The organism is Nocardia concava NBRC 100430 (assembly GCF_000308815.1).
GTDB classification, from domain to species: Bacteria; Actinomycetota; Actinomycetes; order Mycobacteriales; family Mycobacteriaceae; genus Nocardia; species Nocardia concava.
The window spans coordinates 1-24,967 of record NZ_BAFX01000081.1 but is presented as its reverse complement, the minus strand read 5'-3'; the positions used below and the strand labels follow the sequence as shown (position 1 = coordinate 24,967).

27 protein-coding genes and 1 pseudogene are annotated in these 24,967 nt (G+C 67.2%); 12 read left to right on the top strand and 16 right to left on the bottom strand.

The genetic code is table 11. The features are described from left to right. Nucleotides 1-747: pseudogene (locus tag ON43_RS18770) on the bottom strand (preprotein translocase subunit SecY); the annotation flags it as partial. A 357-nt stretch (nt 748-1,104) separates the two neighbouring features. Here ON43_RS18770 and ON43_RS18765 point away from each other — a divergent pair. After that, nucleotides 1,105-1,350: a helix-turn-helix domain-containing protein gene (locus tag ON43_RS18765; protein WP_033087059.1), complete on the top strand. Its 246-nt coding sequence runs from the start codon at nt 1,105-1,107 to the stop codon at nt 1,348-1,350. A gap of 134 nt (nt 1,351-1,484) precedes the next feature. Here the strand turns inward: ON43_RS18765 and ON43_RS18760 are convergent, their stop codons facing one another. From ON43_RS18760 to ON43_RS18745, 5 genes are all read right to left on the bottom strand, one after another. Next, nucleotides 1,485-2,444 (bottom strand): MvdC/MvdD family ATP grasp protein, encoded by a 960-nt coding sequence (locus tag ON43_RS18760; RefSeq protein ID WP_040809221.1) that lies wholly within the window; start codon nt 2,442-2,444, stop codon nt 1,485-1,487. An 11-nt stretch (nt 2,445-2,455) separates the two neighbouring features. Beyond that, nucleotides 2,456-2,917 carry a hypothetical protein gene (locus ON43_RS18755; protein ID WP_040809219.1) on the bottom strand — a complete coding sequence of 154 codons (462 nt, stop codon included), beginning with the start codon at nt 2,915-2,917 and terminating at the stop codon, nt 2,456-2,458. 192 nt (nt 2,918-3,109) lie between these two features. After that, complete coding sequence (locus tag ON43_RS18750; RefSeq protein ID WP_040809217.1) at nt 3,110-3,526, bottom strand: acyl-CoA thioesterase; 417 nt, start codon at nt 3,524-3,526, stop codon at nt 3,110-3,112. 79 nt (nt 3,527-3,605) lie between these two features. Then, a complete protein-coding gene (locus ON43_RS44900; RefSeq protein WP_157514103.1) occupies nt 3,606-3,758 on the bottom strand; it encodes a hypothetical protein in 153 nt (50 codons plus the stop codon). A 31-nt stretch (nt 3,759-3,789) separates the two neighbouring features. Then, nucleotides 3,790-4,290, bottom strand: a complete 501-nt coding sequence (locus ON43_RS18745) for a cupin domain-containing protein (RefSeq protein ID WP_040809247.1) — start codon at nt 4,288-4,290, stop codon at nt 3,790-3,792. Between the two features lie 70 nt (nt 4,291-4,360). Here ON43_RS18745 and ON43_RS18740 point away from each other — a divergent pair, with 70 nt between their 5' ends. Continuing rightward, on the top strand, nt 4,361-4,867 hold the full coding sequence (locus tag ON43_RS18740; RefSeq protein WP_174416474.1) for a MarR family winged helix-turn-helix transcriptional regulator: 507 nt from the start codon (nt 4,361-4,363) through the stop codon (nt 4,865-4,867). 114 nt (nt 4,868-4,981) lie between these two features. Then, a complete protein-coding gene (locus ON43_RS18735; protein ID WP_040809245.1) occupies nt 4,982-5,581 on the top strand; it encodes a DUF4291 domain-containing protein in 600 nt (199 codons plus the stop codon). Between the two features lie 26 nt (nt 5,582-5,607). Here the strand turns inward: ON43_RS18735 and ON43_RS18730 are convergent, their stop codons facing one another. Further along, nucleotides 5,608-6,174, bottom strand: coding sequence for a TetR/AcrR family transcriptional regulator (locus ON43_RS18730; RefSeq protein WP_040809213.1), 567 nt, complete (start codon nt 6,172-6,174; stop codon nt 5,608-5,610). A gap of 199 nt (nt 6,175-6,373) precedes the next feature. Then, nucleotides 6,374-9,166: an aconitate hydratase gene (locus ON43_RS18725; protein ID WP_040809243.1), complete on the bottom strand. Its 2,793-nt coding sequence runs from the start codon at nt 9,164-9,166 to the stop codon at nt 6,374-6,376. A 193-nt stretch (nt 9,167-9,359) separates the two neighbouring features. Here ON43_RS18725 and ON43_RS18720 point away from each other — a divergent pair, with 193 nt between their 5' ends. Beyond that, entirely contained in the window at nt 9,360-9,908 is a 549-nt protein-coding gene (locus ON43_RS18720) for an Rv1476 family membrane protein (protein WP_051178668.1), read from the top strand. Nucleotides 9,909-10,213: 305 nt separating this feature from the next. Continuing rightward, entirely contained in the window at nt 10,214-11,629 is a 1,416-nt protein-coding gene (locus tag ON43_RS18715; RefSeq protein WP_040809211.1) for an NlpC/P60 family protein, read from the top strand. Between the two features lie 88 nt (nt 11,630-11,717). Here ON43_RS18715 and ON43_RS18710 read toward each other — a convergent pair whose 3' ends face one another. Next, nucleotides 11,718-12,503 (bottom strand): LysR family transcriptional regulator, encoded by a 786-nt coding sequence (locus ON43_RS18710; protein WP_218003295.1) that lies wholly within the window; start codon nt 12,501-12,503, stop codon nt 11,718-11,720. 108 nt (nt 12,504-12,611) lie between these two features. Between ON43_RS18710 and ON43_RS18705 the strand changes: the two genes are divergently transcribed. After that, complete coding sequence (locus ON43_RS18705) at nt 12,612-13,610, top strand: substrate-binding domain-containing protein (RefSeq protein ID WP_083913526.1); 999 nt, start codon at nt 12,612-12,614, stop codon at nt 13,608-13,610. A 27-nt stretch (nt 13,611-13,637) separates the two neighbouring features. Here the strand turns inward: ON43_RS18705 and ON43_RS42605 are convergent, their stop codons facing one another. Further along, nucleotides 13,638-14,417 carry an alpha/beta fold hydrolase gene (locus ON43_RS42605; protein WP_051178666.1) on the bottom strand — a complete coding sequence of 260 codons (780 nt, stop codon included), beginning with the start codon at nt 14,415-14,417 and terminating at the stop codon, nt 13,638-13,640. A gap of 118 nt (nt 14,418-14,535) precedes the next feature. Here ON43_RS42605 and ON43_RS18695 point away from each other — a divergent pair, with 118 nt between their 5' ends. Next, nucleotides 14,536-15,129, top strand: a complete 594-nt coding sequence (locus ON43_RS18695; RefSeq protein ID WP_040809209.1) for a hypothetical protein — start codon at nt 14,536-14,538, stop codon at nt 15,127-15,129. Nucleotides 15,130-15,269: 140 nt separating this feature from the next. Continuing rightward, complete coding sequence (locus ON43_RS42600; protein WP_051178665.1) at nt 15,270-16,181, top strand: carboxymuconolactone decarboxylase family protein; 912 nt, start codon at nt 15,270-15,272, stop codon at nt 16,179-16,181. Between the two features lie 40 nt (nt 16,182-16,221). Here the strand turns inward: ON43_RS42600 and ON43_RS18680 are convergent, their stop codons facing one another. Then, nucleotides 16,222-17,025, bottom strand: a complete 804-nt coding sequence (locus ON43_RS18680) for an alpha/beta fold hydrolase (RefSeq protein ID WP_040809207.1) — start codon at nt 17,023-17,025, stop codon at nt 16,222-16,224. A 99-nt stretch (nt 17,026-17,124) separates the two neighbouring features. Next, a complete protein-coding gene (locus ON43_RS18675) occupies nt 17,125-17,472 on the bottom strand; it encodes a winged helix-turn-helix transcriptional regulator (protein WP_040809205.1) in 348 nt (115 codons plus the stop codon). Between the two features lie 108 nt (nt 17,473-17,580). Here ON43_RS18675 and ON43_RS18670 point away from each other — a divergent pair, with 108 nt between their 5' ends. Both ON43_RS18670 and ON43_RS18665 read left to right on the top strand, forming a co-directional pair. Beyond that, nucleotides 17,581-18,450 (top strand): alpha/beta hydrolase, encoded by an 870-nt coding sequence (locus tag ON43_RS18670; RefSeq protein WP_040809203.1) that lies wholly within the window; start codon nt 17,581-17,583, stop codon nt 18,448-18,450. Nucleotides 18,451-18,469: 19 nt separating this feature from the next. Further along, nucleotides 18,470-19,483 (top strand): YncE family protein, encoded by a 1,014-nt coding sequence (locus ON43_RS18665; protein ID WP_040809201.1) that lies wholly within the window; start codon nt 18,470-18,472, stop codon nt 19,481-19,483. Here ON43_RS18665 and mqo read toward each other — a convergent pair. Beyond that, nucleotides 19,417-20,871, bottom strand: coding sequence for a malate dehydrogenase (quinone) (gene mqo, locus ON43_RS18660; RefSeq protein WP_083913524.1), 1,455 nt, complete (start codon nt 20,869-20,871; stop codon nt 19,417-19,419). The two genes, ON43_RS18665 and mqo, sit on opposite strands and share 67 nt — an antisense overlap. 93 nt (nt 20,872-20,964) lie before the next feature. Between mqo and ON43_RS18655 the strand changes: the two genes are divergently transcribed. Beyond that, nucleotides 20,965-21,897, top strand: a complete 933-nt coding sequence (locus tag ON43_RS18655; RefSeq protein WP_040809199.1) for a LysR substrate-binding domain-containing protein — start codon at nt 20,965-20,967, stop codon at nt 21,895-21,897. Here ON43_RS18655 and ON43_RS18650 read toward each other — a convergent pair. Both ON43_RS18650 and ON43_RS18645 read right to left on the bottom strand, forming a co-directional pair. Then, on the bottom strand, nt 21,888-23,231 hold the full coding sequence (locus tag ON43_RS18650) for an FAD-binding oxidoreductase (RefSeq protein ID WP_040809197.1): 1,344 nt from the start codon (nt 23,229-23,231) through the stop codon (nt 21,888-21,890). The two genes, ON43_RS18655 and ON43_RS18650, sit on opposite strands and share 10 nt — an antisense overlap. Nucleotides 23,232-23,256: 25 nt before the next feature. After that, nucleotides 23,257-23,721 (bottom strand): NUDIX hydrolase, encoded by a 465-nt coding sequence (locus ON43_RS18645; RefSeq protein WP_167333443.1) that lies wholly within the window; start codon nt 23,719-23,721, stop codon nt 23,257-23,259. 275 nt (nt 23,722-23,996) lie between these two features. Here ON43_RS18645 and ON43_RS18640 point away from each other — a divergent pair, with 275 nt between their 5' ends. Then, nucleotides 23,997-24,668 (top strand): NAD(P)H-binding protein, encoded by a 672-nt coding sequence (locus ON43_RS18640; RefSeq protein ID WP_040809195.1) that lies wholly within the window; start codon nt 23,997-23,999, stop codon nt 24,666-24,668. Here the strand turns inward: ON43_RS18640 and ON43_RS18635 are convergent. Further along, on the bottom strand, nt 24,658-24,967 hold a 310-nt coding region (locus tag ON43_RS18635; protein ID WP_167333442.1), incomplete at its 5' end, for a TRIC cation channel family protein. The genes ON43_RS18640 and ON43_RS18635 overlap by 11 nt on opposite strands.

The window sequence follows — 24,967 nt, the reverse complement described above, 5'->3', positions numbered from 1 at the left end:
ACGCTTGGCGTACTGCACCGGAATCCGGCGCTGACCCTGCTCGACGAAGATGACCGCCACGATCACGGCCACGACGGCGGCACCCAGCAGGCCGGTGCCCAGCCAGCCGCGGCTGTCGTAGATCTGCCTGCCCTGCGCGGGAACTCGCGCCGCGATACCCGCGAAGATCAGCAGCGACATGCCGTTTCCGATGCCTCGCTCGGTGATCTGCTCGCCGAACCACATGACCAGGGCCGCGCCCGCGGTCATGACCAGCACGATGATGATCATCCCGAAGATCGAGGTGTCGGCCAGGATGTCCTTGGGGCAGCCGCGCAACAGCTGTCTGCGTGCGGCCAGCGCCACCAGGGTCGTGCCCTGCAGCACCGCCAATGCCATCGCGACATATCGGGTGTACTGCGTGATTCGGGCTTGGCCGGACTGTCCCTCGCGGCGTAGCTCCTCGAATCGCGGGATCACGATGGTCAGCAACTGGGTGATGATGCTGGCGGTGATGTAGGGCATGATGCCGATCGCGAACACCGATAGTTGCAGCATCGCGCCGCCGGAGAAGAGATCGATCAGCTGGTAGATACCGGCCGACTCGCCGCCGGAAACGATCGCGAGGCAACTGCGGACCGACTTGAAATCGACGCCCGGCGACGGCAGTGCCGTACCGAGCCGGTACAGCGCGATCAACCCCAGCGTGAAGAGGATCTTCCGCCGTAACTCCGGGGTCCGCACGGCCGGGACGATGGCGGAAAGCACGGATCCTCCTGGGAAATGGGATGCGGGGCAGGCGGCTGATCTTGCCCCCGAGGTCTCCGACGCTACGGACGCCCGCGCCCGCCGACGTCGGCCGCGAGGCGTAATCCGACCTCCCCCGATAGAGGGAACAGCGGATCGGGAGCCTCCCGATGTGCTCGAAGAACCTGTCCGGCAACGGATCCCGTCACCCGTCCCGGTCGGAATCGGCCCCGAACCGGCGGTCGCGATCACCGCGATCCGAGCGTGTAATACGGCGAGTTTGAATTTCAGGTGACTCTCATCACACCGTTTCGTTGATCACAGCCATCCGAGTCTCTAACCTGGAATGAGGCGCCCACGGCGACTCGGAGGATAGCCATGAGTGACAGGCCCGCACAGGGTAAAGCCGTATTGGGTAAAGGCACGCGCGTCACCGGGAAGTCCCGAGATCGCCTGCAATCCCAGCTCAAGAAGCAGTACGAGGCCGGAGCCAGTATCCGGTCGCTAGCCCGGGAGACCGGGCGGTCGTACGGTTTCATCCACAACGTGCTGGTGGAGTCGCATGTGCAACTCCGCAGCCGCGGTGGTGCCAATCGCCGCAAGGCCGCGAAGGCCGGCAAGTAGCGGCTCTCCCGTCCGGGAAGCGATTGCGGGGGTCTCGACCGGCGAAAGCCGGTCGACGACTTGCGATTACGACGCGTCGCGATGACGTGTGGCCCGGTACGTGATGGCACCCCGGTACGTGATGGCACGCTGCCTTACGGGATCACGGTCCCGTCGCCGAGAACCAGCAGGTTTGCGAGGCTCTGGAAAATCGGCAGACCGGTCTTGATTTCGAGATAGGCGAACTGCCCCTGGGGATTCACCTCCAGGAAGTAGAACTCGCCGTCGAGACCCACGCGCAGATCCAGCACGCCGAAAGCCAGCCCGAGCGCGCCCATCAGCGTGGTGAGCGACTTGCTCACCGAGGCGGGCAGCCGGTCGGCGGTGAAGGCCACCGAGGTGTCCAGGCGCGAATCCACCCGTCCCACACCGGATTGCGAGTCGATCCGCACCACCCACTCGAGGCCGTCCACCCAGACGATGCGCAGATCGCTCTCGGCGCGGATGTAGTCCTGAAAGATGGTGGGGGAGCTGCGGATCGTGGCGAGCCGGTCGAAATCCCCGGGGGCGAACAGCCGGGTCTCGGTGAACGCCCCGCGCCCGGTGCCCGTGCGCTTGTAAACCACTGGGCCGGGCCGGGATTCGATGAAGTCGCGGGCCTCGTCGGGATCATTGGTCACCAGGGTCTCCGGGACCGCGAAGCCCGCGCGGTAGGCCGTCTCCAGCTGCACGATCTTGCGGCTCGCGGTGCGGTCCGCCCCGGGGTCGTTGACCCACAGGGCGGGCACCGACCACAGCAGTCCCTGCAGGAAGCCATCGCATTCGGCGCGGCGATAGGTGTCGTCCTCCTCGCTCAGACCGGCGGGGACGGCGGTGGGATGGGGTCGCCGCCACCACACCGAGGTGACATCGTCGAGCCCGAAGATGTGGGACAGCGTCCGGTAGGAGCCGTCGGCGCCCAGGCGGAAAGTGCCGTTCTCGCGCGGGAAGTCGCGCATGTCGAGGCGAATCGGGTTGTGCCCGTGATGTTTGCGCAGCGTGGCCGCGAGCGCGTCGCCGTGCAGGTCTTCGGCCTCGGTGACGATGAGCACCGAACCCATGGTGCGGGCGGGCATGTTCGCCCCCGTCAGTCCAGGCTGTCGCAGGCGATGCCGTCGTCACTGCCGTGCAGCGACCGGGTCTGGCAGCAGGTCATGGTGGCGCCGCCGACGCCGGGTTGGGTGGTCAGTTCCAGTCCGCGCGCCCAGATTTCGGTCTGGCGGCGCAGTTCGTCGTCACCGCGGGCCGGGCTGAGTTCCGGGGCCAGGGTGAGCGGTCGGTCGGTGAGCTCGACGCGGCGGCGCTGCGTGAAATCGGCAGTGGCGCCGGACCGTACGCGCACCAGCACCGGGCGGCCCTCGGGGCTGCCCGCCGCGGTGGCGGTATCCCACCGGGAGATGTCGAGGACATCGGTCCGGTGGAAGGTCCAGGTGCCGTCGCCGACCCGCAGGCTGATACTTCGCTCGGTGGCTGCGACAAGGTAGCCAGGTAGCGGTGGCGAGGTGCTCGCGATGGCGGTCGATCCGGTTCGGTGCAGGGCGCCGGTCATGCTGAACTCCGATCTGCTCGGGATTTGCTGCGGGGCCGAGCGTGATCTGAATCATATCCCGCGACGCACCGGATTCGGTCCGCAACGAAAGATTTCAGCTACCCCGGCAAACTCTGCCGGGGTTCCGGAAACCGCTCCCGCCGAAAGATTTTCGCTGATAAACCGGGGCGGAGTGAGTAGGGTGGCTTTTGTTCAGAGACCCAGCACGCCCGGCGAGTCGGCGATGGCTCGCAGCGCCGCACCGGGATCCGCAACCAGTTTGCGGGCCTCGAGGTCGAGAATGCCGGTGACGACATCGATCTGCGCCGATACCGTCCCGTCCAGTTTCACGATGTGCTGGTGCATCTTGAAGATTTTGCCCCCGGTCCACTCGAATTCGCAGGTCACCGAGACCTCGTCGCCCAGATGCAATTCCCGCATGTATTTGATGGTCTGCTCCAGCACCACCGGCCCGATTCCGGCCGCCACCATCTTCTCGCCCGGCAGCCCGCCCGCGCGCAGCAATTCCCACCGCGCGTGCTCGGCGTACTGCAGATAGACCGCTTGATTCAGATGCCCGTTGATATCGAGCTCGTAGCCGCGGACGGTGACGGGAACAGAGAAGGCCATGAAACTACCAACCCGTCGGGTCGCGATGGGCATTCCGCATTTTCAGTGGTCTGCGGCACATTCGCCCGCGATCGCGGGGCTACCGCGGATTCGATTCGCGGTGGGTGAGCGGGTGGCAGGTTGCCGCGGCACCCTCGATGATCATCACCGGACTGCCGGATTCGTCCGGGTGGCCGTCGCCCGGCGGCCGGAGGGTGGGCACCGGCGACTTCGCTTCGAGGTCGCCGGACATTCCTGACATTCAGGACATATCACCCAGGTGCTCAGGCGCGATTGGCGTTGCGCTCGGCCCACCACTGCGGGGCATCGATGAAGTAATTGTCGTAATCCTTCTGTGCCGCATCGAAATCGGCGGGCGTGGCCTGGCCCAGGGCGAGCTGCTCGAGGAAGCGGAAGTAGCCGTGGCGCTCGACGCCGGGCATCAGGGCGATGAAGATGCGGGCCGGGCTGCCGGGGGCCGCGCCGAAGGCGTGCGGCATGAACTTGGGGACCACGAGCGCGCCGCCCGCGCCGACGGTCGTGATCTCGTCCCCGGCCATCACCTGCAGTTCGCCGTCGGCCACGAAGAACAGCTCATCCGAGAGCGTGTGGTAGTGCGGCGCCGCGCCATCGACGCCCTCGGCCATTTTCACCTCGACCGTGCTGACCGACCCACCGGCCTCGTTCGAATCGATGAGCAGCCGGACCGAGGTGGGCTGACCCGCGCCGATGATCTCCGAGTCGGCGGGACGGCGGATGGCGGCGGGACGGGAAGCGGTGGTCATGAGGTTCTCCAAAAGTTCGGTGCTTGATAATTCGCTACCGAACTATAAACCATCGAATAGAATCTTGTCCATGGGAGAGAAGAAGCTCGACGCGGTGGACGTGATCCAGCAGCAGTGGCAACGGGAGCGACCCGACCTCGACGGCACCGCCATGGCCATCCTCGGCCGCCTCGGGCGCCTGCTGGTGGTCGGCACGCAGCGGGTCGAATCGGTCTTCACCGCACACGGATTGCAGCGCGGAGAATTCGATGTCCTTGCGGCGCTACGCCGTTCGGGCGAGCCCTACGAACTCAACCCCTCCAACCTCGCCGACACCCTGATGATGTCCCGCGCCGGCATGACCGGCCGCCTGGACCGTCTCGAAAAGGCAGGCCTGGTCCGCCGCATCGCCGACTCCGGCGACCGCCGCGCCATCCGCGTAGCCCTCACCGACCGCGGCCTCCACCTCATAGACGTCGTCGTCACCGACCACTTCGAAAACGAAACCCGCATCCTCTCGATACTTTCCGAGCAGGACCGCAAAGACCTCGACCGCATCACCCGCATCCTGCTGGCCGACCTCGAGGGCGACCACTGACGTTCGCGCGGCTCACGATTGCACGGCTGAGCAATCCCCGCTCGGCACCGCGATCTGTCGCGGTGCCGAAAATGATTGGTGGCCGGGCTCATCGCGCGGCTACTGTGCTGCCGCGTGACACCGAACTTCGAGATCAGGGCGGACTACGACCGGGACACGATCGTGGTCTACCAGGCCTATGGGGAGGCGATCGCCGAGGCGGCGATGGCGGCGCAGCGGTTCGTGCCGCCGTTCTCGACGAATCGGATGACGTGGATCAAGCCGTCGTTTCGGTGGCTCATGCAGCGCGGTAACTGGGGGCGCAAGGCCGGGCAGGAGCGGATTCTCGCGGTGCGGATTTCGCGTGCGGGCTGGGAGGAGGCTCTCGGCCAAGCGGTACTGACCAGTCCCGAACGGCGGATCTACAGCGGGAATGAGCAGTGGCGCAGTCTGTTCCGGCATGCGGTCGTGCATGTGCAGTGGGATCCGGAGTATTCGCTGCGCGGGGCGAAGTTGGAGCACCGCAGTATTCAGGTCGGGCTGTCGCGGCACATTATCGAGCGGTATGTGTCGGACTGGACGGTTGAGATCCGGGATCTGACGCCGGTGGTCCGGAAGATGTCGGCACACCTGCGCGCGGGCCACGTCGACCGGGCACGGGTGTTGCTGCCGCCTGAGCGGCCGTATCCGCTCGCCAAGGAACTCGCCGAAACGATTGGGGCCACACCGGTCTGACACGCAACTGCCGGTGGGGCGGTCGATCACTGCTTGCGGCGGACCGAGGCTTCCACGAGATCCAGGACGGACTCGAGGTTGTCGTTGGCATGGCCGGAGGCGATGCGGGCGATGAGGCCGTCGAGGACGAGATCGAGGTAGCCGAGGAGGACCTCGGTGGGGACGTCCTCGCGCAGCGCGCCCGCGGCCTTGCGGCGTTCGAGGCGGGCGACGGTGGCCGCGGTGAGCTCCTCGGAGCGTTCCTCCCAGTTGGCGCGGAAGTCCGGATCGTTGCGCAGCCGGCGGGCGATCTCGAGGCGGGTGCCGAGCCAGTCGAAATCCTCAGGGCGCGCGAGCATGTCGCGCATGACCTGGATCAGGCCCTGGGTGGCGGCGACTTCGGCCATGCGGCCGGCGTCCTCCTGGGCCAGGGCCAGGAAGAGCGCGTCCTTGTCGCGGAAGTGGTGGAAGATCGCGCCGCGCGACAGGCCGGTGGCTTCTTCGAGGCGACGCACGGTCGCACCCTCGTAGCCGAACTCGGCGAAGCAGCGGCGTGCTCCGTCGAGGATCTGGCTGCGCCGGGCGGCGAGGTGGTCGTCACTGACCTTGGGCACTGGGCTCCTCCGAAACGTGTTGTGCGGGTTCTCCTTACTGATCTTGCGACCAAATTGGAGAACCCGCACGAGCGACGAGCGAAGCGGCCCGGGACGGGCCGCGTGGCGGGCGGCGGGAACTGTGACTTCTCACAGGACCTGCCGCCCACCACCACGACTCGGCTTCGAAACAGCCCTTCGAAGACCGAGACGCGCGGTCTTAGCCGCGAATCATGTTGCGCAGCACGTACTGCAGGATGCCGCCGTTGCGGTAGTAGTCCGCCTCACCGGGGGTGTCGATGCGGACGACCGCGTCGAAGACGACCTTCTCGCCGTTCTCCTTGGTGGCGGTCACCTTCATGGTCTTCGGAGTCACACCCTCGTTCAGCTTGGTGATGCCCTCGATGTCGAAGGTCTCCGTGCCGTCCAGGCCCAGCGACGCGGCCGACTGGCCGGCCGGGAACTGCAGCGGCACAACACCCATGCCGATCAGGTTCGAGCGGTGGATGCGCTCGAACGACTCGGTGATGACGGCCTTGACGCCCAGCAGGCGGGTGCCCTTGGCGGCCCAGTCACGCGAGGAACCCGAGCCGTACTCCTTGCCGCCCAGCACGACCAGCGGGATGCCCGCGGCCTGGTAGTTCTGCGAGGCGTCGTAGATGAAGGCCTGCGGGCCGCCCGGCTGGGTGAAGTCGCGGGTGTAGCCGCCCGAGACGTCGTCCAGCAGCTGGTTGCGCAGCCGGATGTTGGCGAAGGTGCCGCGGATCATCACCTCGTGGTTACCACGACGCGAGCCCAGCGAGTTGTAGTCCTTGCGCGCAACGCCGTTGGCGTCCAGGTACTGCGCGGCCGGGGTGCCCGGCTTGATCGGACCGGCGGGGGAGATGTGGTCGGTGGTGACCGAGTCGCCCAGCAGCGCCAGCACGCGCGCGCCCTTGATGTCCTCGACCGGGGCCGGGTCCATCGACATGCCGTCGAAGTACGGCGCCTTGCGGACGTAGGTCGACTTCTCGTCCCACGCGAAGGTGTCGCCCTCGGGGGTGTTCAGACCCTGCCAGCGCTGGTCACCGTCGAACACGGTGGCGTAGGACTTGGTGAACATGTCCCGGCTGATCGCCGACTTGATGGTGTCGTCGATCTCCTGCGCCGACGGCCAGATGTCCTTCAGGAAGACATCGTTGCCGTTCTGGTCCTTGCCCAGGGCGTCGGTCTCGAAGTCGAAGTCCATGGTGCCCGCGAGCGCGTACGCGATGACCAGCGGCGGGGAGGCCAGGTAGTTCATCTTGACGTCGGGGGAGATACGGCCTTCGAAGTTGCGGTTACCCGAGAGCACCGCGGTGACCGAGAGGTCGTTGTCGTTGATCGCCTTGGAGATTTCCTCCGGCAGCGGACCGGTGTTGCCGATGCAGGTGGTGCAGCCGAAGCCACCCACGTAGAAGCCCAGCTTCTCCAGGTACGGCCACAGGCCGGCCTTCTCGTAGTAGTCGGCGACGACCTGCGAGCCCGGGGCCATGTTGGTCTTGACCCACGGCTTGGACGCGAGGCCCTTCTCGACGGCGTTGCGGGCCAGCAGGGCCGCGCCGATCATGACCGACGGGTTGGAGGTGTTGGTGCAGGAGGTGATGCCCGCGACCACGACGGCGCCGTGATCCAGGACGAAGTCACCGCGCTCCGGGTCGGAGACCTTGATCGGCTTCGACGGGCGACCGGAGTTGCCGTTGGCGGCGGTCGGCAGGGCCGCACCGTCGTTGGCGGTGCCGGAGGCGACCGGGTCGCTGGCCGGGAAGGACTCCTCCAGCGCCTCGTCCAGCGCGGTGTGCGGCACCGGGTCGTTGGTGTAGGTGCGGATGTCCTGACGGAACTGGGTCTTGCTGTCCGACAGCAGGATCCGGTCCTGCGGGCGCTTCGGGCCGGCGATGGACGGCACCACGGTGCTCAGGTCCAGCTCCAGGTACTCCGAGTAGGCCGGCTCGTTGTCGGCGTCGTGCCACAGGCCCTGCTCCTTGGCGTACGCCTCGACGAGCGCGAGCTGCTCGTCGCTGCGGCCGGTGAGGCGCAGGTAGTTGATGGTCTCCTCGTCGATCGGGAAGATCGCGGCGGTGGAGCCGAATTCGGGCGACATGTTGCCCAGGGTGGCGCGGTTGGCCAGCGGCACCTCGGCGACGCCCTTGCCGTAGAACTCGACGAACTTGCCGACCACACCGTGCTTGCGCAGCATGTCGGTGACGGTGAGCACGACGTCGGTGGCGGTCACGCCCGGCTTGATCTCACCGGTCAGCTTGAAGCCGACGACGCGCGGGATCAGCATGGAGACCGGCTGGCCCAGCATGGCAGCCTCGGCCTCGATGCCGCCGACGCCCCAGCCCAGCACGCCCAGGCCGTTGACCATGGTGGTGTGCGAGTCGGTGCCGACGCAGGTGTCGGGGTAGGCCTGGCCGTTGCGGACCATGACGGTGGGGGCCAGGTACTCGATGTTGACCTGGTGCACGATGCCGACGCCCGGCGGGACGACCTTGAAGTCGTCGAACGCGCCCTGGCCCCAGCGCAGGAACTGGTAACGCTCGCCGTTGCGCTCGTACTCCAGGTCGACATTGCGCTCGAGGGCGTCGGCGGTGCCGAACACGTCGAGGATGACCGAGTGGTCGATGACCATGTCGGCGGGGGAGAGCGGGTTGACCTTGTTCGGGTCGCCGCCGAGGGTGGTGACGGCCTCACGCATGGTGGCCAGGTCGACGATGCAGGGCACGCCGGTGAAGTCCTGCATGATCACGCGGGCCGGGGTGAACTGGATCTCGGTGTCGGGCTCGGCCGACGGATCCCAGGCCGCGAGGGCGCGGATCTGGTCGGCGGTGATGTTCGCGCCGTCCTCGGTGCGAAGCAGGTTCTCCGCGAGGACCTTCAGGGCGTAGGGCAGCTTCTCGGTGCCGGGCACGGCCGAGAGACGGAAGATCTCATACGAGTTGCTTCCGACCTCGAGGGTGCCCTTGGCGCCGAAGGTATCGATACTCGTCACGTTCAGCTCCACTCGTCTGTGAATGGGAGGGCCACCGGCGGGGCTGTGCCGATGGCTTGTCGAGGCGCGGGGCCTCGTCCGTTTTCCGACTCTAACAGTACGCTTGTCCTGTGAGCACATCGGGGGCCGGTCACGGGGCGGACTCGCGTGGCGCGGTGAGGTGATATGACAAGCCGTCCCGTACTCTGCGTTCGTGACCGTCTCGCGTACCTCGGTTTTCACGCCTATGAAGGCGGAACTACCGCCTAACACCGACCTGAAGAAGATCATCGCCGATCTCGCCGATGATCATGTCGCCGCCCCCTCCGGGCGGGACCAGGATGCCTTGGCCGCCATCGCCGCCGACGCGCGCGAGCACGGCATTGAGCTCGACATCATTGTGGTGCAGGGCAATCCGGGCATCGAGGCGAACCTGCGCGATCTGGCCAACGAGGTCGGCAAGGTCGAGCACGGGACCGTGGTGGTCTTCAGTGACGACTGGGTCGGCACCTACAGCGACCAGTTCACGCGCGGGCATCTGGAGTGGGCCGAGGACAAGGCCAAGTACCGCGGGCCCGAGCACACCACCGAGGCGGCGCGGGTGTTCGTGGATCGGCTCGAGCAGCCGGAGACGATCTCGTGGACGGTGATCACCTTGGTGGCGCTGGGTGTGCTGATCGCGGCCATCGGCGGGCTGTATCTGGTGAAGACTCGGCGCGCGCAGGGCGTGTCGGGTTCGGATTCGCGGACGCCGGTGGCATAGCGGCTGCCGAGAGGCGGTGTCTCCCTGAGGGGTTCGGGTTCGTCCCGGGCCCCTTTTTCGTTGTCTTCGAGCGGTCGGGAGGGTGGCGAATCGCCCGAATCGTCCCCGACACGCCGTAAACCGTACCGCGTGTCGTGTGTTGTGACACGTGATGCCTGTGTGTTCTACCTGCAACTTCTCGGCTAATTGTGAATTACACGGCTGTGATTGTGGCGTGGCTGAGCGGCGCACTCCTTGACGTGCCGTACGGTTTCGCGATGGCACGGTTGGGGATGTTGTGCCGGATGAGACTCCAGGGAGGTGCGATGCGACGACCGGCGAAGCGGCGGATGCGTTCGGCGCGGGTCGCTACAGAGTTGCTCGTAGCGGTGATCATCATGATGGTGGGGATCAGCAGCGGGCACGCCGTGCCGCCGCCGCCCCCGAATCCCAGCGACAGTGACCTCAATGCGGCCGGCGCCCAGGTCGATGCGAGCGTCGGCGAGGTCGGCGCGCTCATCAACCAGGTGGCCGGGGCCGAACAGCAGCTGCGCCAGCTCGACGATGCGGTCGCCGCGCGCCGTGAGGCCGTCAACAAGGCTCTGGTCGATCTGCAGATCGCTCGCGACGCCGCCGACGCCGCGGCCCGCGCGGTCACCCAGTGCCAGCAGGATCTGACCGACGCGGGCACCAAAGTCGATGGGGCGCACAAGGAATTCGACAAGTACGTGGCGCAGGTCTACATGCGGCCCGGCTCCACCTCGCTGGTCAGCTATATGGCCGCGCCCAGCCCGGAGATCGCGCTGAACCGCGCCCAGGTGCTGACCATCGCCTCCAAGAACCAGCAGGTCGTGGTCGACGGGCTGCGGCACGCGCAGATCGACCAGGCCAACAAGACCTCCACCGCCAAGCAGGCGCAGCAGGCCGCCGATGCCGCCGCCGCGGACGCCGACGCCAAGAAGGTCCAGGCGCAGAACGCGGTCACCGCCGCCAAGGCCGAATTCGACCAGCAGAACACGCTGCGCAACAACCTTGTCTCCCAGCGGGATACGGCACAGCAGCGCCTGGATGCCGCTCGCGCCAACGTGGTCGGCCTGCAGGGCCAGCGCGACGCCTTCGTGGCCTGGGATCAGCAGCGCAAGGCCGAGGAAGCCGCGGCCCGCGCCGCCGCCGTGGCCGCCGCCGCCCGCGTGGCCGCCGACCGCGCCTCCGCCGATCGCGCCAACCAGGTCGGCCAGGGCCATCGCCCGCACGTCGTCCAGGACACCTCCCCACCCCCGCACCGCTCCATTCAGCCCGTGCGCCCCAACGGTTCCGGCGCCGACCTCATCGAAACCGTCGTCGACCGCGCCATGTCCCAACTCGGCGTCGAATACGCCTGGGGCGGCGGCGACGAGGACGGCCCCACCCTCGGCATCCGCGACGGCGGCACCGCCGACAGCTACGGCGACTACAACAAATCCGGCTTCGACTGCTCCGGCCTCATGATCTACGCCTTCGCCGGCGTAGGCGTCTCCCTCCCGCACTACTCCGGCTACCAATACACCATGGGCACCAGAGTCCCCGTCTCCCAACGAGCCCGAGGCGACATGCTCTTCTGGGGCCCCGGCGGCAGCCAACACGTAGCCCTCTACCTAGGCAACAACAAAATGATCGAAGCCCCCCAATCCGGCGACGTAGTCCGCGTCTCCGCCGTCCGAGAAGACGGCATCATGCCCTACGCCATCCGAATCATCACCTGACGCGCGCGGGTGGGCGATTCGCTGTGGGGGTCGCAGGCATGATCGGCGACCTGGACGAAATTCCGGATCAGTGGGCTGTGCGCGGATTTCAACCACGCGACGACGAGGTTGCTCGGTGGGCGATCGGGGAACGGAACGGTGATGAGGCCGGGGAGTAGTGGCTGGTCGATCGGGGCGAGCGCCGATGTTCCGTTCCACAGGACCGCCTGCAGGCATTCCTGGATCGTCCGCATCGCCGGTGCTGCCTCGGCGTGCGGGCCGGGGTCCAGTAGGCGGTCCATACCGGGTCGGCGCCGGATGGCAGCCGGACCCAACGGCGGCCGATCAGGTCGACCGACGACACCGACGGGTGATGGGCGAGTGGGTCGTCGTCACGCAGCACGACGCCGGCAGGTACCGAGCGCAGGACGCGCATGCTGATTCCGTTGTCGTCGAACGGGGTTCGAGTCAGCGCAACGTCGACGAGCCCGGCGCGGAGCCCGGCCGTCGGGTCACCGAGATCGGCTTCGTGAACGCTGACGTCGACGTGCGGATGGCGTGCCCGGAACAGTGCCACCAGCCGACCGCCGATGTGCGCGGCGGTATCGGCCAGCGTCCCGATCGTGAGGGTCCCCGACCCCGCGGCGGTCACCCGGCCGCGGATCCGGTCGGCGCGCTTCAGCAGCTCGCTCGCCTCGTCGTACATCGCTGCTCCGGCCGGGGTCAGGACGACGCCCTTGGGGGTGCGCTCGAACAGGATGACGCCGAATTCGTCCTCGAGCTCTCGGATGGCCCGGCTCAGCGGCGGCTGTGTCATGTGCAGTCGGTTCGCAGCCCGCCCGACGTGACGCTCCTCCGCGACCGCCACGAAGTACCGGAGCACACGAAGATCCACCACAACACGATACCTACGCGGTATCGAGATTGCGGAGATGGACTTGGACTGCCCGCCAGTCGACAGGGAACTGTTGAAAGCGTAGAGCCGACAAGGAGATCCACGCTCATGACCAACGCCACCCTCACCATCGGATGCTTCCGCTACGACACCACGCGAGCGCTTTTCGACGAGAGCATTACCGTCGACGGCAGCGACGTCACCATGGAAACCACGGCCACGCTGCCGGAGATCTTCGAGCGGCTGGTCCGCGGAAACGATTTCGACATCGCCGAACTCGGGTTGACGTTCTACCTGCGTCTGCTCGAAACGGGCTTGCCGTACGTGGCGCTGCCGATCTTCCCGAACCGGGTGTTCCGGCACTCGTGCATATTCGTCAACACCCACAGCGGCATCACCGGCCCTGCCGATCTGACCGGACGCACGATCGGGGAATTCGGCACCTACGGACAGGATTCCGGCGTGTGGGCCAAGGGGATCCTCGCCGACGAGTACGGATTCCAGCCCGAACGGAACCGCTGGGTGATCGGCGGCCTCGAATCTCCGGCGCCCCCGTTCGATTTCATTCCGCACCCGCGTCCGGACGGGCTCGAGGTGACCACCGCACCCGAGGGCGCGACACTGAGCGCGATGCTGGATGCGGGCGAGATCGACGCCCTGTTCTCGGCGAACGTTCCGCAGTGCGTGCTCGACGGATCTGCGAACGTCGCCCGGCTGTTCCCCGACTTCGAGCCGCTGGAACGCGACTATCACCGGCGAACCGCGATCTTCCCGATCATGCATACCATCGTCGTCCGACGGGATCTGCTGAACGAGCGCTCCGGCCTCGCACAGGACCTCTACCGGGTCTTCTCCCAGGCGAAAGACACTGCCGCCGAATACTATCGCCGAAACCGCAGACTGTACGAAGTCCAAACCATGGTCCCGTGGATGAACGCGCTGATCGAACGCAATGGCGACCAGTTCGGTGATAACTGGTGGCCTTACGGCATCGCGGCCAACCACACAGCCCTCGACACCTACCTGCGTTACCACTACCAGCAAGGCTTGTCGTCTCGACGGTGGAAGATCGAGGACGTCTTCGCCCCGGAGTTGCTCGACAGCTAGGACCGTAGTCAACTGCACGTTCTGGGCTCAGACGAAGAAATCGCGGAGGGCCGTGGCGAGGGGGAGCGGGTTGTCGGGGTGGTGGCGTTGGCCCGGGAGTTCGAGGGAATGGGCTTGGGGGAGGGTGGATTGGAGGAGGGCGACGCTGGTTTTGCCGTAGGTGTCGGTGAGTTCGCCTGCGAGGAGTAGGGCTGGGGTGGGAATGGTTGACCAGGGGGTGATGTCGGGGTTCATGGTGGTCAGACATTCGAGGTCGGCGACCAGGCCGGGGGCGCGGGTGGCGAGGGACTGGGCGAGGCGGTGTAGGAAGCCGGGTGGGGCGGAATCGGTGATGGCGGTGAGGAATTCGTGGACCGCGTCGGTGGGTCGGCCGTCGGCCATGAAGTTTCTGATCGTGGCGAGGGTCGGTTGCAGCGGCGGACCGGCGAGAGTGGCCGGGGGTTCGTAGAGTGCGAGTTTGCGCACCGATGATGGATCTCGGTGCATGGCGTGCAGGGTGACCAGTCCGCCCGCGGAATGACCGAAGACGAAAGCGGGTTCGCCGACCTCGGCGAGTACGGCCGCGAGGTCGGCGGCCTGTGTGATGAATGTGGCGGGGCGCGGCCCGTTTCCGCTGGGACCGCCGTAGTCGCGGCGTTCGACCACGACGACCCGGTAATCCGAGGCCAGCAGCTCGGCAAGGGCCATGTAGATGTCCAACGGGACCAGCGCGCCGTGCACGATCACCAGCGGCGGACCGTCCCCGCTGGTGTGAAAGACGATGCGGGTACCGTCCGCCGACTCGACGCTTCCGGTGCGATGCGACATCCCTCGATAGTGGCATCCCGCGCGCGCGACAAGCGGTTGTTGATCGGGCGACAAGATCATCGGGTCAATATCTCGATCGTCGGGTGGCCGGGTTCGGTCGCCTGCTGGACGAATCGGATTGGATTACGTGATGCGAAGCCTGCGGACCCTCGGGGCGACTGCCGCCGCTACTGTTCTCGCCCTTGGGCTTTCGGCCTGTAATGACGAGACCGCGCCACTCGCGACGCCGGTGAGTTCGCCTGCGGCGGCGCCGGCGGCTACGACGAAGGCGCCGGTGGATACCACGACGCTCGGGCCGACGGGGTATCGCGGGATCGACCTCGGGATGAATTGGGAGCAGGAATCCAATCTGCACAACCAAGGAAAGCCGATCGGGGTGCTCGCGAACGGCGGCACGATGCAGGGGTGTGCCCGATTCTCGTACTGGACCAAGGGATCCGGGTGGTTGAAGGATGGCGTCGTGGTGGCGGTGGCGCCGGAGGAGGGGGCGGCGGTTCATACGCCGGAGGGGATCAAGGCGGGGTCGACGCTCGATGAGGTGAAGGCCGCCTATCCGAGTTTGAAGTTCGGGGCGAACTGGAGTTCGGCGGAGGTGCCGGGGCATCCGGGGACGCACTACGGGTTCATGGGGATCTACGAAACCGACGTCAGGCAGGGGCAGACCGTGACGTCGATGCTGCTGTACTCCGATCAGGACAGCTGCCACAACTGAGCGGTGCTGGCCGGTCATGTCAAGGAATTGGCCGGTGTCGAAATGTCACGAAAGTGCCTTCGCGCCTTCAATTTTGAGGTATGAGACCTGGGTCACATAGAGGGGACGGGCTGGGGTGGCCGCAGCCGCGCATAGTGCGGGTGGAGCCGCGGCTGCCGTGGTTGCGGTATGCGTTGCCCGGGACGGTGCAGGTGGTCTGGATCGGGACGGTGCATCCGCGATTGCTCGCGACCTTGTTCGCGCTGGAGGGACCTGCGGAGTTCGGTCAGGGGTTGATCGCGAGCCTGCGGCACCGCGATATCGAATTGCTGGTGCTGCGGGCGACCTGGAATGCCGGGCATTTCTATCACTATTCGGCGCATGCCCTGTGGGCGCGCATTCGAGAGCGGCGCGGATTTCTCGACGCAGTGACGGCCGGGCCCGAGCATGCGCGCTGGGACGAACGGCAGGCGTGTCTGCTGCGCGCCGCCGACGAACTGCACGACGATATGGCGATCGGTGCGCCGACCGTGCGGCGGTTGCGCGAATTCGGTTACGGCGACCGGGAATTGATCGAGATCTGTTTCATCGTCGCCCATTACCAGCTGCTCGGCATGCTGGAGGAGAGTGCGGGCATGCCGCCCGAACCGCTGCTGGGGCGACCACGGACGACCGCGGAGATGCCTCGACGCCCGCGCAAGCAGCGGTGTGACCCGCGCCCGGACCTAGAGGCCCACACCCCGTGGACACCGGGCGGCGATGCCGTGCTGTCCCGGCATCCCGCCCTGCATGCGATTCTGAGCTGGTACGGCAGGCGCATGGCCCGCCTCAGCACCCTCGACGGCGCGGAAATCGGTGCCGCGCTCGATGATTCGGTGCCCGACGCCGCCGACAGCCGAGCCCTCGTGATCGACCGGGCCGTCGACGAGCTGGACCGCGAATTCTTCCTGTCCGACACCGCCTGGCAGGGCCTGCTGGTGTACTTCACCGTCCGCGAGATCCTCGAACTGTGCGTGCTCGTCGGCCACTACCGCACCTACGCCATGATCGTCGCCACCCTGGAAGCGCACTGAGGCGGTGCCGCATACCTGAATTCAGGCGATACCGGGTACGTCAGCCGAAGAAGTCGAGCAGCAGTGGCTCGAGCATTTCGGGCTGGGCGAGGACCTCGTGATCGGCGCCCGGCAGGACCTCCCGGCGCGCGTTCGGAATGGCGGCGCCCAGGGCCTGGTTCGCGGTCTGGATCCAGGGCCAGGTCTGGTCGCCGTAGATGACCAGCGCCGGGATGGTGATCGTGGCGTAGCGGGAAGACTGCAGGCGCATGCCGGGGCCGCACACCGCGACGTCGTAGGGCAGGCTGCCGGCCTGGGCGCTCATGAAATCCCACACCGGTGCGTTGCGCATTTCGGCGACGAACGGCGCCGGCACGCCGACCTGCTCGGTGAGGAAGAGTTCCACCGCGCCGTCGAGGTCGCCGGAAGCAATCAGGGCGACGAGCTGATCGAAGACGCCGGCGGACGGCTCGGGGCGGTTGTCGTCGACCACCGCGGGCATCTCGTACACGGCCACCTTGTCGATCGGCAGCCCGCGCAGCACACCTTCCAAAGCCAGTGCGGCGCCGGAGGAATGGCCGAACACGTGCGCCCTGCCGCCGACATGCTCGATCACGGCCGCCAGATCATCGATCTCGGCCTGTACGGAGTAGTCGCCGCTCGCATCGGTGCTACCGCCCCGGCCGCGGCGGTCGTAGGTGACCGCGGTGGCGTGCGGGGCCAGCGTCGAGGCGAGCGCGGCAACGGTCGAGCGGTCGTTGAATGCCCCGCCGATGAGGATTACCGGCGTCCCGGAACCGATGGTTTCGACGGCGATGCTGCTGCCATCGGCGGAACGGACTGCGGTCAGGACGGGATTGGCCATGGAACTCGCGCCTTTCGATCGTTGTGGTCGTTTTCAGCTACGCCTCGAACGGGCAGCGGCGAATTCGACACCGAACCGATCCAGGAGGCGAATTGTGACTCAGCTCATATCCAGTCCGATCGCGGGATGCTCCGTAGCCCAGGCGCAGATGGCGGCGAGCGGCGCTTCGAGGGACTTGCCGAGTTCGGTCAGCGCGTATTCGATGTGCTGCGGCGCGGTCTCCTTGTAGACATGGCGTTCGACGAGACCGTCGAAGGCCATGCCGCGCAGCGTCTCGGTGAGCACCTTCTGGGTGATGCCGGGCAGGCGGCGGCGCAGCGCGGCCGGGCGCTGCGGGCCGTCGAGCATCGCGTAGATGAGCAGGATGCGCCATTTGGCGGCCAGTCGTTCCAAAGCCTGCCTGGTCGTGCAGGATTCCTCGAGCACGTCCGGGATGATCAGTGCCATCTCGCCTCCGTTCGGAAGGGCACCGCGAAGTGCCTTCTACCGGTGGCCGATTTCCGCGCCTACCGTCTGTGTCACCCTAATTCGCGGACTTCCAGACGAGAGAACGAGATGACCATCAGTACCGAACAATTCACCTTCACCCGCGACGGCGACCTGCTGGTGGGCAACCTGTTCCTGCCCGAGGGCACGCCCACCGGCGTCGTGGTCACCACCGGGCCGCTGACCTCGGTGAAGGAGCAGGCGGCGGGCGTGTACGCGCAGGCGCTGGCCCGGCGCGGCTTCGCGGCCCTGGCCTTCGACCACCGCACCTTCGGTGAAAGCGCGGGCGAGCCGCGGCAATTGGAGGATCCGCTGGGCAAGGCCGCCGACATCTCGGCGGCGATCACGGCGCTGCAGGCCGACGAGCGGTTCGCGGACTTGTCTGTGCTCGCGGTGGGCGTGTGCGCGGGTGGCGGCTACATGGCGCGCGCGGTCGCGGATGACCCCCGCATCAAGGCCTTCGCCGGTGTCGCGGGTGTCTATGCGGACGCGGCCGCCAACCCGGCCGATCCGGCGGTGGTCGAACGCGGCCGCAAGGCACGCGAACTGCGCCTGGCGACCGGTGAGGTCGAGACCATCCCGGCGGTGGCCGCCGACAACGGCGATGTGGCCATGCCGCTGACCGAGGCCTACGAGTACTACGGCACCCCGCGCGGCGTCGTCCCCAACTACACGAACGGTTTCGCCGTCGAATCCTTCGAGCACACCGCCGGTTTCGACGCCCAGGAGGCCGCCGCGCGCCTGTCGGTCCCGTTCCTGCTCGTGCACTCCGAGCACGCGTTGGTGCCGCCGTGGGCGCACAAGTTCTATGCTGCGGTGGCATCCCCGAAATCGGAGTTGTGGCTGGACTCGGTCGGCCAGATCGACTTCTACGACGACCCCCGCCTGATCGAGCCCGCCGCCGACGCGGCCGCCGCCCTGTTCCGCGACGTCTGCTGAACGTCATGAGGTGAGCCGGATGTGGCCGAGGCGCCTGGGGTGGGGACTGGCCGGGATCGCGCTGATCGCGGGATGTTCCGCCGCGCCGGGCCCGGCCACGACCGGCGGGCCGCTGCCGCTGCGGAAGGTCGCGGAGGTGCCGTTGACCGGCGGCGCGTCCCGATTCGACTATGCGAGTCTGGACTCCGGGCGCGGGCTGATGTTCCTCGCGCACATGGGGGCCGGTGAAATCGTCGAGGTCGATATCCGCGCCCACAGCGTGGTCCGCACCATCCCCGACACACCCGACGTGCACGGGGTCCTGGTGGTTCCGGACAAGCACCGCGTGTACGCGACCGTGACCGGCCGCGATCAACTCGTCGCCTTGGACGAGGACACCGGGGCGGTGCTCTTCACCGCGCCGACCGGTAAATATCCCGACGGCATGGCATTCGACCCGATCCGCAATGCGGTCTGGACCACCAACGAGCGCGCGGGCAGCGAGACCGTCATCGACGCCGACACCGGAAACGTCCGCAACACCATCACTTTGGGCGGGGAGGTCGGCAATGTCGTCTACGACGCGGCGATCGACCGCATGGTGGTGGCCGTGCAGGGGCGCGGTGAACTCGCCTTCATCACACCGGATTTCCCGATCGTCACCGACCGCATCCCCACACCCGGATGCTCCGGGCCGCACGGGCAGGCGCTGGACGCCGCCGGGCAGCTGATGTACGTGGGATGTGAGGACAATTCCACACTGATCACCGTCGATCTCGCGAAACACGTTGTCACCGACCACAACAGCGTCGGCGATGGTCCTGACGTCCTCGCCTACGACCCCGGCCCGCAACGGCTCTACGTGGCCTCCGAGAGCGGCTGGGTGAGCGTGTTCGACCGCAAGGACGGGCACCCGCAGGCCGCGGGTGCCGAACACCTGGCCGACGGTGCCCACATCGTGGTGGTGGACGCCGCCGACCACTACAGCTACTTCCCGATCCCCGCGACGAGCTCCGGTGTCCCCGCGCTCTGGGAGTTCGCGCCCTCATCCTGACCGGTATCGATGGGTGAATCCTGCTGGGGGAAGCAGCGATTCAGCAGATCGATCATGATGGCGGGCGCGGTCGAAGCACCCGGGGACGCGCCGAGCAGGCCCGCGATCGTGTTGTCGGCGCCGATGACCAGCTCGGTGCCCATGGTGAGCACACCGAGACGGTCCGGATCGGGTTTGACGAGCTGGGCACGCTGACCGGCCTGGATGAGAGTCCAGTCGGCCGGGTTCGCTTCCGGGTAGAGGCGTTGGAGCTGAGCGAATTTGCGGCGGCGGGTGGAGAGCAGTTCGCGAATGAGGTACCGCACCAACGGCAGATTCTGGAGACCCGCCGCCAACAGCGGCACGATGTTGCCCGGGCGCAGCGTGGTGAACAGGTCGGTCAGCCTGCCGTGCTTGAGCAGCCGGGTGCTGAAGGTGGCGTAGGGGCCGAACAGCAATGACGGGGTGCCGTCGACATTGCGTTTGTCCAAGTGCGGCACCGACATCGGGGGAGCGCCCACGGGAGCCTGGCTGTAGACCTTCGCCTCGTGGCGGGCGATGACCTCGGGGTTGTCGGTGCGGAGGAACTGCGCGCCGACCGGGAAGACGCCGTAGCCGCGGACCTCGGGAATGCGGGCCTTCTGCAGCAGCTTCAGCGCGTAGCCGCCGGCGCCGACGAAAACGAAGCGGGCGCGAAGGGTGAAGCGGCGCTTGGTGTTCAGGTTGCGCACCGACACCGTCCAGATGCCGTCCTCGCCGCGGCGCAGGCCGGTCACCTCGCGGCCGGTGTAGATCCGCGCGCCGGAGTCGGACATGGTCCGCACGAGCGTGCGGGTGAGAGAACCGAAGTCGACATCGGTGCCCGCTGCGTAGCGGGTGGCCGCCACCGGCTCGCCGGGCTCGCGGCCTGCCATCAGCAGGGGAGCCCAGCCTGCGATCGTGGCCGGATCCTCGCTGTACTCCATGGCGGAGAACGGGGGGAGGGCGCGCAGGGTCTGATACCGCTGCCGTAGATAAGCGACGTCCCGGTCGCCGAACACGACGTCCATATGCGGTGTCGCCGTGACGAATCCGGTGTCGGCCAACGCGCCTCGCTCGGCGAGATCGGCCCAGAACCGTCGCGACTGACCGAACATCGCCGCGATCTCCGACGCCTTGCCCGCATCGGCCGGGTCGGGCATGTAGTTGAGCTCGCAGAATCCCGAATGCCCGGTCCCGGCGTTGTTCCAGGGATCGGAGCTCTCACCGGCGACCCGGTCCAGGCGCTCGAGCAGCACCATCGACCAGTCCGGGTGCCGGGTCGTGATCATCGCGCCGAGTGTGGCCGACATGATGCCGCCGCCGACCAGGACGACATCGAGAACGTCTGTATCCGTACCGGATTCACCGGCGGTGGTGTGCGCGTCCATGCTGGGCGACCTCCTGGGCTCGTGGTATTCGTCATCCTCACGCCGCGCCCATTCATCCGTCCAATGTTCATTTCGAGCGATTATCATCCATATATGGATGAATTATCGTCGGCCCAGGTGGAGGCCCTCATCCCGCTGCTGGCGGCCTTCGACGCGGCGGCCGACGAGGGGCACATCACACGCGCGGCGCAGCGTCTCGGGGTGCCGCAGTCGTCATTGAGCCGCCGATTGAAAGCGGTCGAGCAGGCCGTCGGCGTGCGATTGTTCCAACCGGTCGGTCGCCGAGTCGCGCTTACCGCCGCCGGACAGGAGCTGTACGAGCGCACGCGTGGTCTCGTGCGCTCCGTCGGCGACGCCGTCGACGTGGTGCGCAGCAATGCCGACCCGGACAGCGGCCTGGTCAGATTCGGCTTCCCGTTCACCCTGGGCCCGGTCAGCATCCCGTCCCTGCTGGCCGACTTCCACACCGGCGCACCGCGAATCAGATTGCATCTGGTGCAAGCCCACGGCACCGCACTGGTCGAGATGGTCCGCGACGGCCGCCTGGACCTGGCCGTCACCATCCCCGCCCCCGACGACCTGCCCACGATCGTCCTGGGCTTCCAGCGAATCCACCTCTACGTCGCGAGCACCAACCCGCTCGCCTCCCGCGCCGAGGTGGATCTCGCCGACCTCGCCGACCAGCCTTTCATCGCCAACCCGCCCACCTATCACCTGCGCAGGTTCTTCGATTCCTGGTGCGCCACCGCCGGATTCACCCCGCAGGTCGGCTTCGAGATCACCGAATTCGAAACCCTGCGTGCCCTGGTCGCCCAGAACCTGGGCATCGCGGTGCTCCCGGCCCCCGAGCTGCCGTATCCCGGCCTGACCCGAGTGACGCTGACCGGTGAGCGTGAACGCAGTATCGGCCTGATCTCGGGCAATCACCGACCCACCCCGGCCGTCGAACGGTTACGCGATCACATTGCGGCCCATGCCATGTCGTACCTGGAACAGGCGCGCCGCGCGGCCGGGGATCAGGCCTGATCTTCTTCGCCGTCCGCGTCGAGGACCTTGCCCGGGTTGAACAGCCCGAGCGGATCGAGGGCCCGCTTGACCGCCACCATGAGATCGACCGCCGACCCGTGCTCCTCGCGCAGGTACTTCTTCTTGGTCAATCCGATGCCGTGCTCACCGGTCGCGGTGCCGCCGACCTCGAGGGCGTGGCGCACCACCAGGTCCGAGAAGACCTGCGCCCCGGCGTATTCGTCCTCGTTGTAGGGCACGATGGTGTGCACGTTGCCGTCGCCGATATGCCCAGCGACGGTGATGTTCAGCCCCAGTTCGGTGCCCAGCCGGGTGGCGGTGTCGACGGCCCCGGCGATGCGCGAATAGGGCACCGCGGTATCGGTGATGAGGAACTTGCGCCCGGGATTGCTCGCCTTGACCGCGAAATACAGATTGTGGCGGTCCTCCCACAGCGCGTGCCGATCGCCGTGCGTGCGCGCGGTGCCGACCTCGATCACATTGTGTGAGTGCGCGATCCGCTGGATCTCGGTCTCGTTCGCGGTGACCGCCGCCGCGGAGCTGGATTCGATATCCACGAACAGCGCGGGGGATTCGGCGTAGGCGGTGCCGCGGAAGGCGTTGATCGCCGCCATGCTCGGCGCGTCCACCAGTTCCAGGCGGCTCACCGGCAGCGCCAGACCCAGCATCTCGACCGCGGTGTCCACCGCGTCGGCCACGGTCGGAAACGACAGGCACAGCGAGTGAATCCATTCCGGAATCGGATGCAGCCGCACCGTCAGCTCGGTGATCAGCCCCAGCGTGCCCGCCGACCCGATCAGGAGATCCTTCAGGTCGTAGCCGCTCGAGGATTTGCGCACCGCCCGCCCGAGCCGGGTCACCGTGCCATCGGCGAAAACCGCCTGCAACGCAAGCACATTCGCGCGCATCCCGCCGTAGCGGACGGTGGTGGTGCCGCTGGCATTGGTGGCCGCCATCCCGCCCAGGGAGGCGTCCGCGCCCGGATCCACCGTGAACTGCAGCCCGTATTCGGCCGCGGCCGCATTCAACTGGGTTCTCGTGACACCGGGCTGCACGGTGGCGGTGAGGTCCTCCGGCGAGATCTCGAGAATCTTGTTCGCCTGCGACATGTCCACGACCAGCTCGTCGCCCCGCGCCAGCAGATGCCCCTCGAGGCTGGTACCCGCCCCGCGCGCGATGAGCGGAGTCCCGTTCTCGCGCGCCCAGGCGACCACCGTCACGACGTCGTCGACACCGACGGGGTACACCACACCGCGGGGCCGCTGCCCGAGCCGACCGGTCTCGTCGACCGTGTACTGGTCGAGGACCACCGGCCGGGTATCGATCTCGAGCATGGGTCCTCCGCGATCGGGTCCGGCGTTACTCCTGGTAAGCCTCGAGGATACGGCGGATCGACGAGGTGACGGGCAACTCGCCGGACAGGGGAATCCACCGGTAGTCGGCGTAGTTGGTCACCCGGACCGGGCCCGGAGTGGCCACCTCGACCGCGAAATGCTCTCTGCGAACCGGCTTTCCGGCGCTGGAGAGGTATTCGAAGCTGCCAAGATGCCGGGTCACGTCGGTTACCGACAGACCGGTCTCCTCGCGCACGGCCCGGACCACCGCGCCGGCCAGCGTCTCGCCCGGCAGCACCACCGTGCCCGGTAGGTGCAGCGGACTGCGCCCCTCGACATGCTCCTCGTGCTCGAGTAGCAGCACCGCGTCATTGTTTTCGATGACTACTCCAACCCGTAGCGCCACCCCGTCCGCGGCCGCCCGCTCCCGGAGTTCTTCCAGCACCGTCTCGCCGATGGATTGCTTGGGCGAAACCTCGAAATCCCACACTGCACACCACATCCCGTATCACCGGACACCGTCGACCGATACCGACAACGCTACCGGCGGAGAAACGGTCGGCGGCAGAGTCATTGGCAAGATTAGACGCAAATTCGCCGAACCGATCCCGACCCCGGAAAGTTTCTGGGGGTGCGCCCGGACCAGCAGGAACTGGCCCATCGAGTACGCCTCGGTAATGTCGATCGGACCGATATCGGCGCCTCCGCCATTTGTCGCGACAACAGTGGAAGGCTGGAGCGGTCCGCCAATGAGAGGAGCCGTCGGTGAAGGTGTTCCAGATCGGTGCGGCGGGTGGCATCGGCCGCCGCCTTTCCGCGCTGCTGACCGCCCAGGGTGACGAAGTCACCGGGATGCACCGCAATCCCGAGCAGGCCGCGGTCATCGCCGGGACCGGAGCGAACCCGGTTGCCGGTGATCTGATCGCCGATTCGGTGGCGGAATTGACCGCCAAGTTCCACGGTCACGATGCGATCGTCTTCTCCGCGGGCGCGCACGGCACCGGGGCCGAGCAGACCACGCTGATCGACGGCAGGGGACTGGAGAAAGCCGCCGACGCCGCGCGGTTCGCCGGGGTCTCGAGGTTCATTCTGGTTTCCGTCTTTCCGGAGGCCGGGCGCGACCGCGACACCAGCCCCGGATTCGAGCACTACATGCGGGTGAAGAAGACCGCGGACGTCTACCTCGTCGCCACCGATCTGGACTGGCTCATCGTGCGCCCCGGCACGCTGCGCGACGAACCCGGAAACGGTCTGGTGACAGCCGGATCGGCGATCGAATACGGCGACATGCACCGCGATGACGTCGCCGCCTTCATCGATGTGGCCCTGCACCGCCCGGCCCTGAACCGCATGATCATCGAACTCACCGACGGCCACACCCCCGTCGCCGACGCCGTCGAACTACTGCTCGACCGCGCCACCACGGTCAGGAAGTAGCCCGGCGGCCGGTCGCGCCGACGGCTTGGGGGCTCGACCATGACCATCGCAATGCCGCGGCACGCAGCGCGAACGCGGTCACCTCGGCGGCGACGGTGGCGGTGGTGAGGTCGGTGCGCGGCTGGCAGAGCAGGAATACCCCCGCCGCCCCCAAAGACGCTGTGACATACCAGGAGCCAACGCGCACCAGGGCGATCGGATCGCCCAGCAGCAGGTCCCGGATCACGCCGCCACCGGTGCACGCCAGCACGCCGACCAGAACCGCCGCCGTCGCGGACACCCCGGCGTTCTGTGCCTTC

Coding starts and splice junctions, on each gene's coding strand:
- ON43_RS18670 (WP_040809203.1), top strand. CDS start 17,581: ATGACCATCAGTACCGAACAATTCACCTTCACCCGCGACGGCGACCTG.
- ON43_RS18665 (WP_040809201.1), top strand. CDS start 18,470: ATGTGGCCGAGGCGCCTGGGGTGGGGACTGGCCGGGATCGCGCTGATC.
- ON43_RS18655 (WP_040809199.1), top strand. CDS start 20,965: ATGGATGAATTATCGTCGGCCCAGGTGGAGGCCCTCATCCCGCTGCTG.
- ON43_RS18745 (WP_040809247.1), bottom strand. CDS start 4,290: ATGACCACCGCTTCCCGTCCCGCCGCCATCCGCCGTCCCGCCGACTCG.
- ON43_RS42605 (WP_051178666.1), bottom strand. CDS start 14,417: ATGTCGCATCGCACCGGAAGCGTCGAGTCGGCGGACGGTACCCGCATC.
- ON43_RS44900 (WP_157514103.1), bottom strand. CDS start 3,758: ATGTCCGGCGACCTCGAAGCGAAGTCGCCGGTGCCCACCCTCCGGCCG.
- ON43_RS18680 (WP_040809207.1), bottom strand. CDS start 17,025: ATGGCCAATCCCGTCCTGACCGCAGTCCGTTCCGCCGATGGCAGCAGC.
- ON43_RS18675 (WP_040809205.1), bottom strand. CDS start 17,472: ATGGCACTGATCATCCCGGACGTGCTCGAGGAATCCTGCACGACCAGG.
- ON43_RS18765 (WP_033087059.1), top strand. CDS start 1,105: ATGAGTGACAGGCCCGCACAGGGTAAAGCCGTATTGGGTAAAGGCACG.
- ON43_RS18755 (WP_040809219.1), bottom strand. CDS start 2,917: ATGACCGGCGCCCTGCACCGAACCGGATCGACCGCCATCGCGAGCACC.
- ON43_RS18650 (WP_040809197.1), bottom strand. CDS start 23,231: ATGCTCGAGATCGATACCCGGCCGGTGGTCCTCGACCAGTACACGGTC.
- ON43_RS18740 (WP_174416474.1), top strand. CDS start 4,361: ATGGGAGAGAAGAAGCTCGACGCGGTGGACGTGATCCAGCAGCAGTGG.
- ON43_RS18705 (WP_083913526.1), top strand. CDS start 12,612: ATGACCAACGCCACCCTCACCATCGGATGCTTCCGCTACGACACCACG.
- ON43_RS18760 (WP_040809221.1), bottom strand. CDS start 2,444: ATGCCCGCCCGCACCATGGGTTCGGTGCTCATCGTCACCGAGGCCGAA.
- ON43_RS18750 (WP_040809217.1), bottom strand. CDS start 3,526: ATGGCCTTCTCTGTTCCCGTCACCGTCCGCGGCTACGAGCTCGATATC.
- ON43_RS18715 (WP_040809211.1), top strand. CDS start 10,214: ATGCGACGACCGGCGAAGCGGCGGATGCGTTCGGCGCGGGTCGCTACA.
- mqo (WP_083913524.1), bottom strand. CDS start 20,871: ATGGACGCGCACACCACCGCCGGTGAATCCGGTACGGATACAGACGTT.